Source organism: Amycolatopsis suaedae, from assembly GCF_004214935.1.
GTDB classification, from domain to species: Bacteria; Actinomycetota; Actinomycetes; order Mycobacteriales; family Pseudonocardiaceae; genus Amycolatopsis; species Amycolatopsis suaedae.
Genome location: NZ_SFCC01000011.1, coordinates 104301 through 116542 on the forward strand (window position 1 = coordinate 104301; position 12242 = coordinate 116542).

Consider the following 12242-nt stretch of genomic DNA (forward strand, 5'->3'; position numbering starts at 1 on the left):
GCCCTGTGCGTCTCACGTAATGAAGGTGGCCTTCACGTGCTTGGAACCCTAGGCGAGCAGGTCCTTCCAGGCCTGCGTGGTGAGCGGGGCGCCGGTCGAGGTGACGCGCGTGCCGGAGGCCTCCACGAGCACGGCCGCCGCGCGGGCGGCCTCGCTGCCCGTGCCGGGCGTGACCGGCTGCGTGATCAGCGGCCAGATGTCGGCGCCGATGAAGCCGGACTCGTCGGTGTGCAGCGTCGCCGTGCAGGTGTGCTGCTCGATCCCGCGGGCCTTCGCCAGCGTGGCCACAGCGTCCTTTGTGGACCCGCCGAACACGCCGTCGGCGGTGACCCGGGTGCCCTGCGCCCGCAGCAGGTGCTGCGCCGCCTGCACTTTCGGTCCGGACTCGCCGGGCTTGAGCAGCGGCCACTCCCTGGGATGCCGCACGTCGACGCCCAGCTTGCCCGCCACGGCCTCCCGCAACTCGGGCAGCCTGCCGTACAGCACACCGCCGGGGCACTCGGTCGAGTTGAAGTCGCGGTGGCCCTTGATGTTGTCGGTACCGATGCCGTACTGGCTGGCCATGTAGGCGACCAGGTCGACCAGCGACTTCCACAGCGCCGGCGTGACGTCGACCGAGGTGTACAGGCCCTCGTTCTCGATCCCGATCACCTGGCTGTTGTGCCCGCCGACGTTGGCACCCTGCACGTGCTGCCGCCCGCCACGCAGGATCTCCAGGCTGCGGTGCCTGCCCTCGGTGATGTGCCCGCCGCGGCTGTTGGTGAACTGCTGGCCGGTGTCGATCCAGCCGCGGGTGTCCATGTGGAAGTTCTGGATGGCCCGCGAGATCTCGAACGCGTGTTCCTTCGAGAAGTCGTTGCTGTTGCCGGGCTCGACGGTGTGGTGCACGACGATGTAGGTCGGCTTGTGGTTCTCGACCGTAATCGCACCACGCGGCGGCCGGGCTTTCCATGCCGACACCGGGTGAATGGTCGGTTCCGGTGCGGCCGCGCCCGGCGCCGCACCGGCGCCACGCGCGGAGAGCATTGCCAGGGTGCTCACCGCGGTCACGGTCAGACCGCCTTTGAGCAGGGAACGGCGGTCGAATCCAGGTGTTCTGGCCACGTTCGATCTCCCTCGACGGGGGCGGGGACGCCCAGATCGGATATGTGGTTATGCGCAGGTATTCATGCAGGGTTTGCACGCAGACGGTAACCGCAGGATCCACCGCAGACAACCGTTGACCAACTTTCGTCGCTGATTGTCAGAAATCACCGGAGTTGATCAATTGCTCCATTCAGCCTAATGCTCGCCGGGTAATGCGAACAAGCCGTCGGAAGTCTGCTCGACGAGGCCGTCGACCAGTAGCGAGTCCAGGCACCTGTCCCGCTGGCCGGACTGCGACCACACCAGATCCAGCCGCGCCTTCTCCACCGGTCCCTCGGTGCCGCGCAGGACGTCCAGCAGCAGTCCTCGCACCTGCCGGTCCGTTCCGGCGAACTTCTGCACGGCCTTGGCGGGCCCGGTGTACTCCGGACGGCCCGCGTGCTGCCAGGCGCAGTCGTCGTGGACCGGGCACACCGCGCACCGCGGCGTCCGCGCCGTGCACACCAGCGCGCCCAGCTCCATCAGCGCGGCGGACAGCTTCGCCGCACGCGGTTCGTCGGCGGGCAGGAATGCCTCGACGTCGGCGAGGTCGCGGGTCGTCGACGGCGGACCGGCGTCGCCCGCGCCGTGCACTGCCCTGGCCACCACCCTGCGGACGTTCGTGTCGACCACCGGCGCCCGCCTGCCGTAGGCGAACGCGGCGACCGCGCGGGCGGTGTAGGCCCCGATGCCGGGCAGCGCCAGCAGGGTGTCCACATCGGACGGAACGACGTCGCCGTGCTCGGCCGCGATCACGCCGGCCGCCGCGTGCAGGCGCAGGGCCCGCCTCGGGTAGCCGAGCTTGCCCCAGGCCCGCAGGACCTCACCCTGGCTCGCGGCGGCGAGCGCCGAGGGCGCCGGCCAGCGCTCCAGCCACTCCTGCCAGATCGGCAGCACCCTGGCCACCGGCGTCTGCTGCAGCATGATCTCGCTGACCAGCACGCCCCAGCCGGTGCGATCGGGCGCCCGCCAGGGCAGGTCCCTTGCCGAGGTCTCGAACCAGCCGATCAGCCTGTCGATCGCGGGTTCACGCATGGGGGCGAGACTACTGCGGCCTCACGGCCCGAACCACACCTGCTCGGCGGTCCTCGGCGGCGCCGAGGTCGACCGGACCTTCAGCTCGGTCGGCAGCGTGATGACCCTCGGGTTGAGGTGCTCGGCCGAGGCCAGCAGCAGCTTGCCCGCGGCCTTGCCCTTGTCCAGCACCGGCTGGTGCACGGTCGTCAGCCCGGCTCGCTCGGCCTCGGCGATGCCGTCGAAGCCGGTGACCGTCAGGTCGGCGGGGACCCGCAGGCCCCGGCGGTCGGCCTCGGCCAGCGCGCCGAGCGCGAGGATGTCCGACGTGCAGATCAACGCGGTGACCTGCGGGTACGCGTCGAGCAGCTGCCTGGCCGCGCTCGCGCCCTCCTCCACGGTGTGATCGAAGCGTTCGACCACCGGCACGCTCGCCCACTCGACCCCGACGGCCTCGAACGCCGTGGCCAGCGCGGCCAGCCGGGTCCGCTGGACGTGGAAGTGGGCCGACCGCTGACGCTCCAGCGAGGCGAAGTCGTCGTTGCGTTCCCTGGCCAGCCGCATGCACAGCACGCCGACCTGCCGGTGGCCCAGCTCGACGAGGTGGTTGGCGAGCAGCGTGATGGCCGCCGCGTCGTCCGGGCCGACCCGGTCGACGCCCTCGACCCTCGGCTGATCGATGATCACCGTCGGCACCGGGCGCTGCAGCACGGCGGCCAGGTGCGGGTCGTCGTCCGGCACGGAGTAGACGACGAAGCCGTCGACGCCCGCCCGGTGCACGGCCGCGACGTCCTCCCTGCCCGGGCTGGCAGGCACCAGGTGCAGGCCGACGCCCGCGTCCTCGCAGGCCAGTGCCAGTCCCTCCAGCACGCCGACGGCGGCGGGGTCGCGGAAGGCGTAGGACAGGTTCTCGGTGAGCAGCAGGCCGACCGCCCCCGCCTTGCGGGTGCGCAGCGAGCGGGCCACGGGGTCGGGCCCCGGGTAGCCCAGGCGCCGCGCGGTCTCCAGTACCCGCCTGCGTAGTTCCGGCGACAGCTGGTCGGGCCGGTTGTAGGCGTTGGACACCGTGGTCCTGGACACGCCCAGCTCAGCGGCCAGCGACGCCAGTGTCGCCTGCCGCCTGGAACGGAGGGGACGAGCCATCAGCCAACCGTAACGGTTCAGTAGCCAATCCTGAAGCGACACCCCAGCGTCAAATGGGGTGTGACGCTGAGTACTCAACGGCCCGGTGGCGTTGCCGAATCGTCGCACGCCTGAGGTAAAGTGAATTCGACAACGGTTTCCATTAGCTACTGATTGTCGATCACACCACCACACGTGTCAGGAGCCGCACCATGAACATCCGCCAGATCGGAGGCGTACTCGCCGCCGGCGCCCTCGCGCTCGCCACGGTGGCCTGCGGTGACGGCACGCAGCCAGCTGCGGAGCCCGGCAAGCTGCCGGTCGCGGTGTCCACCAACGTGTGGGGCAGCGTCGTCAGCGCCATCGGCGGCGACAAGGTCGAGGTGAAGGCGATCATCGACGACCCGGGTGCGGACCCGCACTCCTACCAGTCCAGTGCCGAGGACGCGGCGACCGTGCAACGGGCCAAGCTGGTGCTCTACAACGGCGGCGGCTACGACGACTTTTTCACTCAGATGGCCGAGCAGGCGCCGAACGCCAAGAAGCTCGTCGCGTTCGACATCTCCGGCAAGGCCACCGCGGAGCCGCCAGCCCACGAGGAGGGGCACGAACACGAGCACGGCCACGAGGGGCACGAGCACGGCGCGGTGAACGAGCACGTCTGGTACGACCTGCCGACCGTCGGCAAGGTCGCCGACCAGGTGGCCGGTGCGCTCGGTGAGCTGCAGCCCGCGGACAAGGCGCAGTTCGACGCCAACGCGGCGGCGTTCCGGACCAAGCTCGGCGAGGTCACCAGGAAGGTCACCGCGATCGGCGAGGGCAAGCCGGAACGCAAGGTCATCGCCACCGAGCCGGTCGCCCACTACCTGCTGGAAGCCGCGAAGCTGACCGACGCCACCCCGCCCGACTTCGCCAAGGCCATCGAGGAGGAGAGCGAGGTGCCCGCCGCCGCCAAGCAGCAGGCCCTGCAGCTGGTGACCGGCAAGCAGGTCCAGGCGGTGGTCAACAACATGCAGACGATCACCCCGGTCACCCAGGAGCTGGTGGACAAGGCCCGGTCGTCCGGGCTGCCGGTCGTCGACGTGACCGAGACGCTGCCCGACGGCCAGGGCGACTACATTGCGTGGATGACTTCCGAGGTTGACGAGCTGGCCCGCGCGCTGGGTTCATGACGGTTCCGGTAGAGATCCGCGACGCCGGCCTGCGGTTCGGCGAGCGCACCCTGTGGTCCGGGCTCGACCTCGACGTCGCGCCCGGTGAGTTCCTCGCCGTGCTGGGGCCGAACGGCTCCGGCAAGACCAGCCTGCTGCGGGTCCTGCTCGGCCTGCAGGAGCTGAGCTCCGGCACCGTGCGGCTGGCCGGCGGGGCGCCGGGCGTGGCCAACTCCCGCGTCGGCTACATCCCGCAGCAGCGGGCCATGGACGAGGGCCTGACCATGCGCGGGACGGACCTGGTCGGGTTCGGGCTGGACGGCCACCGCTGGGGCACCGGCCTGCGTGGCCTGGCCCGGCGCCGCAAGCGCGTCGCGGAGGCCGTCGCCTGGGTCGGCGCCGAGTCCTACGCCGGTGCGCCGGTCGGCAGGCTGTCCGGCGGTGAGCAGCAGCGGCTGCGGGTCGCGCAGGCACTGGTCGGCGAGCCCGAGGTGCTGCTGTGTGACGAGCCGCTGCTGTCGCTGGACCCGGCGCACCAGCGCGCGGTCAGCGAGCTGATCGACGCGCGGCGGCGCGAGGCGGGTACGGCCGTGCTGTTCGTCACCCACGAGATCAACCCCATCCTGTCCTATGTGGACAGGGTGCTGTACCTGGTGAACGGTCAGTTCCGCATCGGCACGCCCGACGAGGTGATGAGCTCGGAGACGCTGTCGCAGCTGTACGACAGCCGGGTCGAGGTGATCAACGTCGGCGGACAGATCCACGTCGCGGGCGCACAGAGCGCGCTGTGCGAGGACGAGCCGCACCACATCGGCGAGACGGTGTAGCCGATGGAGAAGATGTTCGACTTCGTGCTGACCTGGCAGCTGCTGGAGCTGCCCTCGGTGCAGAACGGCCTGCTCGCCGCCGGTGTGCTCGGCCTGGTCGCCGGGGTCCTCGGTCCGCTGATCGTGATGCGCCGGATGTCGTTCGCCGTGCACGGCACCGCCGAGCTGGCGTTCACCGGTGGGGCCGGTGCGCTGCTGCTCGGCATCGGTGTCGGCTACGGCGCGCTGATCGGCGCGGTCGTCGCCGCGTTGCTGCTCGGCCTGCTCGGCGGCCGCGAGTCCGACCGGGACTCGGTGATCGGCGTGATCCTGTCGTTCGGGCTCGGCCTCGGCGTGTTGTTCCTGTGGCTCTATCCCGGGCGGGCCAGCAACAAGTTCGGCCTGCTGACCGGCCAGGTCATGTCCGTCGACACCGTCGACCTGACCCTGCTGGTGACCTCCGGCGCCGCGGTGCTGGTGGCGATGGCCCTGATCCACCGGCCGCTGCTGTTCGCCAGCGTCGACCCGGCGGTCGCGGTGGCCAGGGGCGTGCCGGTGCGGGTGCTGTCGCCGGTGTTCGCGGTCCTGGTCGGGGTGGCGACGGCGCTGGGCGTCCAGGTCGTCGGGGCGCTGCTGGTGGTGGCGCTGATGGTGACGCCTGCCGCCGCGGCCGCGCGGGTGACCGCGAGCCCGTGGCGGGCGACCGTGCTGGCGGTGGTGTTCGCCGAGGTCGCCGCGCTCGGCGGGATCGTGTTGTCGCTGGCACCCGGTGCCCCGGCGAGCGCGTTCGTCACGGCGATCTCGTTCACCATCTACCTGGTGTGCCGCCTGGTGGCGGCCCGCCGGGCCCGCTCGCGGCGGGGGATCAGCGAATCGGGCGAGCGGCCAGTGTCTCCCGCACCTGCCTGATGAACGCGTCCTGCAGGAACGGCAGGTTGCCCGCCGACGCGGCACGCTCGACCATCTCGACGACGACGACCTCCGAGTCGGCGAACGCCTCGACGGCCGCCGACGTGCTGCCCCGCGAGTTGAAGTAGGCCAGCATCGTCAGGTCGCGGAAGCCCGCGGCGAGGTAACGCGAGGACACGGTCAGGAACGAGTCGCCGTAGAGCAGCGTGCGCTCGTCGATGATCCCGGGCAGCGGCCGGTTGCGGATGCGGACCGGCTCCTCGATGTTGTTGATCTGCTCGCCGTTGCGGTTGGTGACGCCGTCGGGCAGCAGGTGGAACCGCGCGCTGCTGCGTTCGCCGCGCTTGCCGATCAACGGCGGCAGGTCGGCGTCGATCGTGTAGTCGCCGTCCGGCGCGACGACCCAGCCCGCGGTGGAGCCGGGGCGGATCTGCTCGGCGAGCGTGCGGGTGAAGACCACCGAGCCGTCGTCGGTCCAGTGCGAGTCCTTGGCCGGGTAGATCTCCCTGCCCATCCGCTGCTGCTCGGCGGCCAGCGCCGGGCGCAGGTCGACCGCGCCTGCCTCGCGCACCAGCCGGTCCCACACCTCGGGGGACGCGGCTGTCGCGCAGTCCTTGCCGGGGTAGCTGCCCGGCAGGTGCTGCGGAACCATGGTCGTCTTGTCCGGCGCGACGACCAGGACGAACCGCCTGCCGGACCGTTCGACGGCGTCGCGTAGCGCGAGCAGCTTCTGCACGGACTCGGCGATGGGCCGGGTCGGGACGCACTTGGCCTCGGTGTCGTAGCCGTAGTACAGCCAGCCGTCGTTGCCCTCGATGACCTTGCGGTAGCCGGCTTCGCCGCCGGTCGGCCCGGGCGCGGGACCGTTCGGTGCGAGCGGGCCGCCCGGAGCGGGCGGGCTGCCGGGCAGCGGGCCCGAGTTGGGTACGCCACCCTGGTCCAGCGGCGCGGGCTCGCCGAACAACGCGCGGCTGATGCCGTCGGCGGCCGCGATGGCGCCGCTGCGGAAGATGAGCTGGTCGGTGGCCCATGCGGGCAGGCCGGTGAACACGCCCCAGCCTTCGGACAGCGACGGGAAGCCGGCCAGCTTGTGGTTCTCGATCTCGGCCGGGCGTGCGCCGAAGACCCAGAGCAGGGTCGGGGTGAGGAAGAAGACGAGTGCGCAGGTCAGCGCAGTCCGCTGACGTCCGCTGTGCCGGGGCCGGTAGAGGGCGTGCTCCCTGGGCAGCCACGCCTCGTGCACGGCCGGCAGCCGCTGCGGTTCCTCCTCCACGCCCCCAACGTTAGCCCGTTCGTGTCCGCCGCGGGCCAACTGGCTCCGGTCAGCCGAGCATGACCAGGACCTGGAGCTCGCCGACCAGGAAGCCGATGATGCCGCCGACGGCGATCAGCTTCCACTCGTCCTGCCGGAACGCCGGCCGCAGCAGTCCCTCGTACTCGACCGGGGTCAGCTTCAGCATCCGCTCCTCGACCATGTTGGCCACGTCCATCGCCCGCGTCAGGTAGCCCTCCGCCGACCGGACCGTCGCGGGCAGCCGCTTCAGCGCCTTCTCCGCCGCCGCCTGCTTCATCTCGGTCAGGCGCCGCGGCCCGACCGTCACGGCCAGCACCGGACGCGCCCGCGACGCCTGCTCGTCGACGGCCTTGGTCACCATCCGCTGCACCAGGCCGAGCAGCCGGTCCGACCGGGGCCCGCGCAGGATGGCGTCGAGCAGGTTCGGCACGGTCAGCACCTCGTGCGCGATCAGCTCGCCGTACTGCCTGGCCACCTCGGCCCGCCGTCGCTGGAACTTGCCCTGCAACGTGTAGCGGTGGAACAGCCGGATCGGCTCCCTCGGGACGAAGATCAGCTTGATCGCCAGCCAGTCGGTGAACAGCCCGATGCAGCCACCCGCGATCGGCAGCACCCACGGCTCCTTCGTCAGCGCCCACACGACGGCCTGCGCGATCCCCAGGATGAAGCCGAAGTAGATGCCGGTGCGGGCGATGAACGCCATTTCCGGCCGGGACGTTTCCCTGATCAGCCGCACCAGCAGCCTGCGGTCCCTGGTCAGGTTCTGCACGGTCATGTACTTGACGTCGAGCACCTCGTCGAGGTTCTCCCGCAGCTCGGTCATCAGCTCGCGCACGATGCGCGGCGACTGCGCCTGCATCTGCTTGATGACCAGTTCCTGCGCCATCGTCGGCAGCGCCTCCCACATCCGCGGGTGGTGCTCGGCCAGTACCTCGCGGGCGATGTCGTCGACGGCGCGCAGCAGCGGCTGCTCGATCTCCCTGGTGATCCGGTCCGGGTCGATCCTGGCGAAGATCTCCTTGAGGTCCAGCAGGTTCGCGGTCAGCAGGTCGGTCGCGACGGCCGCCATCCGCCCGCCGTGCTTGGGCACGACCCCCTGCCAGCCGAGGAAGGGCGGGATGCCGACGAACTCCAGCGGCTTGAACATCATCTCGATGGCGACCCGCTTGGTCACGTACCCGATCAACGCGGCCACGAACGGGATGGCGGCATACAGCGGCCAGTGCTCAGCGAGATCGGCCAGCACCGCGTCCATGCCGCGCACGTTATCGGCAACCGGTCAGTGCAGCAGGAGCAGGACCTGCAGTTCGCCGACGAGGCCGCCGATGATCGCGCCGACGGCGATCAGCTTCCACTCGTCCTGCCGGAACGCCGGCCGCAGGATGCCCTCGAACTCGATCGGCGTCAGGTCCCGCATCTTCGTCACGACGGTGTTGCGGACGTCGAGTGCCTCGGTGGCGTAGCTTTCGGCGTGCCGGACGGTCTCCGGCAGGTGCTCGATGGCCTTCGCCGCGGCGGCCTTCTTCAGTTCCTGGTACTGCCGCCCGCCGACGGCCAGCGCCACGATCGGTTTCGCGATGCTGGCCTGCTGGTCGATGGTGCGCTGCACCTCGCGCTGGATCATCGCGAACAGCCGGTCGGCCTTCGGGCCGGTGAGCACGGCCTCCATGACGTTGCGCACGGTCAGCACCTCGTCGGCGATCAGCCCGCCGTAGTCGGCTGCGACCTGCTGACGGCGCTTCTGGAACATGCCTTGCCAGCTGAAGAACAGGAACCGCTTCGGCTCCCGCGGGTAGAAGATCATCTTCAGCGCCAGCCAGTCGGTCACCAGGCCCGTGCAGAAGCCGAACAGCGGCATCACGAGCGGCTCTTTCGTCAACGCCCAGACCACGAACTGGACCAGTCCGATGACGAAGCCGAACCAGATTCCGGACCGGGCGATGAACCGCAGCTCCGGCTGCGCGACCTCCTTGATCAGCCGGCAGGTGAGGGCCTTGTCCCTGACCATGGCCGAGATCAGCATGTCGTTGACGTCGAGGACGTCGTCGATGTTGTGCGACACCTCGCGCAGCAGCCGGGCCACGACCTTCGGCGCCTGCGCACGCACCTGGTCCAGCAGCATGCGTTGCGCCCGGGCGGGCAGCATCTCCCACAGCCTGGGCTGGTGCTGTTCCATCACCTCGCGGGTGACGTCCTCGACGGCCCGCAGCAGCGGCCCCTCCAGCTCCTTGACCATCCGGTCCGGATCGAGCCTGCCGAAGATCTCCTTCGGGTCGACCAGGTGACTGGTCAGCAGGTCGACGGCCGTGGTCGCCATGCGCCGCGCGTTGGCCGGGATGACGCCCTGCCAGCCGAGGAACGGCTTGATGCCGACGAACTCCAGCGGCTTGAACATCATCTCGATGGCCACGCGCTTGGTGATGTAGCCGATCAGCGCGGCGATGAGGGGCATGCTGGCGTAGACGTGCCAGTGCTCCGCGATGTCGGCGAGAATCGCGTTCACGGCACCCCCTCCCGCGTTAGCGGCAGGCCAACAGTAGCCGATCCACGATGTGGGCCGCTTGATCCACCAGCGTGCGCCCGTTTGGCGGTATGTGCCCGAACACCTCCACTTACTAGAGTGCACCAATGGTTGCTGCCGACACGCCCGAAACGGCCCCCAAAACCACCCATTTCGACGTCGTCCTCCGCGGCTACAACCAGCAGCAGGTCGACGCCCGGCTCAAGGAGCTGATCAAGGAACTCAAGACGACCGCGCGCAATCGCGACGAGGCCGTCGCCACGTCCGCGGAGCTGTCGAAGTCACTCAGCTACGCCCAGCAGGAACTGTCCGAGGCCAAGGCCGCACTGGCGCGCCTGACCGCGGACCCGGCCAGCGTGTCCGCGATGAGCGAGCGGGTACGGATGATGATGAAGCTGGCCGAGGAAGAGATCGCCGAGATGCGGCAGAAGGCCGACGAGCACGCGGCGGCCACGCAGGAGAAGGCCGACAAGTACGCCCAGGACACGCAGAAGGCCGCCGAGAAGGCAGCCGACGAGCTGAAGGCGGAGGCCCGCAGGGAGAACGAGCAGCGCGCCAAGGAGGTCTCCGACGAGCTGGCGGCCAAGCGGGCCGAGGTCGAGAAGCAGCTCGCCGACGAGCAGGCGACCGCCAGGGAGCGGGCGGAGAAGCTCGTCGCCGACGCCGAGCGCAAGCAGGCCGAGGCGACCTCGGAGCGTACCCGCGCGCTGGAGCTCAAGAGCGAGGTCACCGAGCGGCTCACCGCGGTGGACAAGGCGGTGCGGGCGGCGCTCGGACAGCTGGAGCCCGCCGAGCAGAAGGAGCCCGCGACGGCGTCCTAACGGGTGGCGACGGCGAACAGCTCGTCGTCGATCCAGCCGCGAGCGTGTAGTTCGGTGCAGAACCGGTGGTACGACTCGGTCATCGCGTCCTGTTCGCCAGGGACGGGTTCGACCACCGTGCCACCGGCCGCACCGGAACACGCCTCGATGAGTCCACCTGGGACGATGGCGCCGAGCGCGAGCAGCGCGGCACCGTAGGCCGGTTCGGCGTGCGGGCTGGGCCGGACCCCGAGCCCGGTCACGGTCGCGCGCACCTGTGTCCACAACGGACTGTGCAGGTCGCCGGCGGCGAGCAGCGGGTCGGTGACCGGGATGCCGAGGCGGCGCAGGTGGTCCAGGGCGAGCCGTTCGACGAACGCCACGCCCTCGACCCTGGCGCGGTGCAGCTCGACCTCGTCGGCGGGCTCGGCCGACGTGAAGCCGTGGGCTTCCGGGCTGGCGAAGGGAAAGCGCTCGCCCGAGCCGCGGAGCGGGTACGCCACGATGCCGGCCGGGCCGCGTGCGCAGGCGGCCGCGTCGAGCCGGTCGCTGTCCTCGGGCAGCCAGGCGTCGCCGGTGTTGGACGCGCCGCCGGGCAGCCACCAGCCGTCGGGGTGCGGCTGGCTGCTCACGGTGCCGCTGGGATCGGGCACCAGACCTTCGGTGACGCCACGCAGGCGGTATCGCGAGCCGAGAATGCCGACGAACTGACCGGGCGTGACGGCGCCGGACGCGAGCTGCTGGGCGTAGCCCTCGGTCACGCCCGCGACGACCGGGCAGCCGACCGGAAGACCGGTGAGCGCGGCGGCGAGCCGGGACACCTTGCCGATCCGGGTCCCCGGCGCGACGACCCTGGGCAGCAGCCGTCGGCCGACCTTCAGCGCGTCGAGCACCTCGGTGGGCCACTCGCCGCCGAGCGGGTCGTAGCCGCAGGCGACGGCGTGTGCGGAGCTGGTGTCGTTGTCGCGGCCGGTGAGCCGGGCGGTGACCAGGTCGGCCGGGTGCCGGACACCGGCGAGCCGGGGCTGGTTCCCGGCGAGCCAGGCGATGCGGCCGATCGCGGAGTCGGCCTTGACGGCCAGGCCGAGCCGTCGCCAGCGGGCAGCCCCGGCGTGTGCGGCCGCGCGGTTGTACTCCGCGCCGCGGACGTCGCCCGCGAGCAGCGCCGGCCCGGCGGGCTCGCCCCTGCGGTCGACCGGGACGACGATCCCGGACGGCGTGGTGACGGCGACGGCGCCGATGTCGTGCCGGGGCAGTACGGCGGTCAGCTCGCACAGCGACCGTTCGACGGCGGGCCACCAGCCGCGGGCGTCCTGCTCACGGTGGCCACCCGCGCGTTCGCTGGGCGGAGGATGCGAGGAGGTGGCGGACGCGAGCACGGCGCCGCTCCCGTCGACCGCCAGTGTCCGGACCCGGCTGGTGCCGACGTCGATGCCGATCGTCACGCCGCTCACCTCGTCCACCGTAGCGCGGACCGGTGGAGCTAACGGTTCGGGAGCG

At 70.9% G+C, this 12242-nt stretch carries 11 protein-coding genes; 4 read left to right on the forward strand and 7 right to left on the reverse strand.

The genetic code is table 11. The features are described from left to right. Window positions 1-48: 48 nt before the first annotated feature. The 3 genes from EWH70_RS22125 to EWH70_RS22135 all read right to left on the reverse strand — a co-directional run bounded on the left by EWH70_RS22125 (window position 49) and on the right by EWH70_RS22135 (window position 3282). Window positions 49-1026, reverse strand: a complete 978-nt coding sequence (locus tag EWH70_RS22125; RefSeq protein WP_130477600.1) for a peptidoglycan recognition protein family protein — start codon at window positions 1024-1026, stop codon at window positions 49-51. A 255-nt stretch (window positions 1027-1281) separates the two neighbouring features. Next, window positions 1282-2160: an HhH-GPD family protein gene (locus tag EWH70_RS22130; protein WP_130477396.1), complete on the reverse strand. Its 879-nt coding sequence runs from the start codon at window positions 2158-2160 to the stop codon at window positions 1282-1284. Window positions 2161-2181: 21 nt separating this feature from the next. After that, window positions 2182-3282: a LacI family DNA-binding transcriptional regulator gene (locus EWH70_RS22135; RefSeq protein ID WP_130477397.1), complete on the reverse strand. Its 1101-nt coding sequence runs from the start codon at window positions 3280-3282 to the stop codon at window positions 2182-2184. A 191-nt stretch (window positions 3283-3473) separates the two neighbouring features. Between EWH70_RS22135 and EWH70_RS22140 the strand changes: the two genes are divergently transcribed. Genes EWH70_RS22140 through EWH70_RS22150 form a run of 3 tightly spaced genes read left to right on the forward strand, consistent with a single transcriptional unit; the run spans window position 3474 to window position 6127 of the window. Continuing rightward, a complete protein-coding gene (locus tag EWH70_RS22140) occupies window positions 3474-4433 on the forward strand; it encodes a metal ABC transporter solute-binding protein, Zn/Mn family (protein WP_130477398.1) in 960 nt (319 codons plus the stop codon). Next, window positions 4430-5239 carry a metal ABC transporter ATP-binding protein gene (locus EWH70_RS22145; protein WP_130477399.1) on the forward strand — a complete coding sequence of 270 codons (810 nt, stop codon included), beginning with the start codon at window positions 4430-4432 and terminating at the stop codon, window positions 5237-5239. Before EWH70_RS22140 ends, EWH70_RS22145 begins: the two co-directional genes overlap by 4 nt. A 3-nt stretch (window positions 5240-5242) precedes the next feature. After that, entirely contained in the window at window positions 5243-6127 is an 885-nt protein-coding gene (locus EWH70_RS22150; protein WP_130477400.1) for a metal ABC transporter permease, read from the forward strand. Here EWH70_RS22150 and EWH70_RS22155 read toward each other — a convergent pair. The 3 genes from EWH70_RS22155 to EWH70_RS22165 are packed head-to-tail and all read right to left on the reverse strand — an operon-like array spanning window position 6084 to window position 9924. Beyond that, the gene (locus tag EWH70_RS22155; protein WP_130477401.1) at window positions 6084-7400 is read right to left on the reverse strand and encodes an alginate O-acetyltransferase AlgX-related protein; all 1317 of its coding nucleotides are present in this window, start codon (window positions 7398-7400) and stop codon (window positions 6084-6086) included. The two genes, EWH70_RS22150 and EWH70_RS22155, sit on opposite strands and share 44 nt — an antisense overlap. Window positions 7401-7449: 49 nt before the next feature. After that, window positions 7450-8676, reverse strand: a complete 1227-nt coding sequence (locus tag EWH70_RS22160) for a DUF445 domain-containing protein (RefSeq protein ID WP_130477402.1) — start codon at window positions 8674-8676, stop codon at window positions 7450-7452. 24 nt (window positions 8677-8700) lie between these two features. Beyond that, on the reverse strand, window positions 8701-9924 hold the full coding sequence (locus EWH70_RS22165; RefSeq protein WP_420809084.1) for a DUF445 domain-containing protein: 1224 nt from the start codon (window positions 9922-9924) through the stop codon (window positions 8701-8703). A 125-nt stretch (window positions 9925-10049) separates the two neighbouring features. Here EWH70_RS22165 and EWH70_RS22170 point away from each other — a divergent pair, with 125 nt between their 5' ends. Beyond that, a complete protein-coding gene (locus EWH70_RS22170) occupies window positions 10050-10763 on the forward strand; it encodes a coiled-coil domain-containing protein (RefSeq protein WP_130477403.1) in 714 nt (237 codons plus the stop codon). On the opposite strand, the gene EWH70_RS22175 is transcribed toward EWH70_RS22170, so the two are convergent. Then, window positions 10760-12196 (reverse strand): FGGY-family carbohydrate kinase, encoded by a 1437-nt coding sequence (locus EWH70_RS22175; RefSeq protein WP_338078602.1) that lies wholly within the window; start codon window positions 12194-12196, stop codon window positions 10760-10762. The genes EWH70_RS22170 and EWH70_RS22175 overlap by 4 nt on opposite strands. Window positions 12197-12242: the final 46 nt, after the last annotated feature.

Excerpts from the sequence above, each read along its gene's own strand:
- EWH70_RS22125 (WP_130477600.1), bottom strand. The coding sequence starts at position 1,026 with ATGCTCTCCGCGCGTGGCGCCGGTGCGGCGCCGGGCGCGGCCGCACCG.
- EWH70_RS22130 (WP_130477396.1), bottom strand. The coding sequence starts at position 2,160 with ATGCGTGAACCCGCGATCGACAGGCTGATCGGCTGGTTCGAGACCTCG.
- EWH70_RS22135 (WP_130477397.1), bottom strand. The coding sequence starts at position 3,282 with ATGGCTCGTCCCCTCCGTTCCAGGCGGCAGGCGACACTGGCGTCGCTG.
- EWH70_RS22140 (WP_130477398.1), top strand. The coding sequence starts at position 3,474 with ATGAACATCCGCCAGATCGGAGGCGTACTCGCCGCCGGCGCCCTCGCG.
- EWH70_RS22145 (WP_130477399.1), top strand. The coding sequence starts at position 4,430 with ATGACGGTTCCGGTAGAGATCCGCGACGCCGGCCTGCGGTTCGGCGAG.
- EWH70_RS22150 (WP_130477400.1), top strand. The coding sequence starts at position 5,243 with ATGGAGAAGATGTTCGACTTCGTGCTGACCTGGCAGCTGCTGGAGCTG.
- EWH70_RS22160 (WP_130477402.1), bottom strand. The coding sequence starts at position 8,676 with ATGGACGCGGTGCTGGCCGATCTCGCTGAGCACTGGCCGCTGTATGCC.
- EWH70_RS22170 (WP_130477403.1), top strand. The coding sequence starts at position 10,050 with ATGGTTGCTGCCGACACGCCCGAAACGGCCCCCAAAACCACCCATTTC.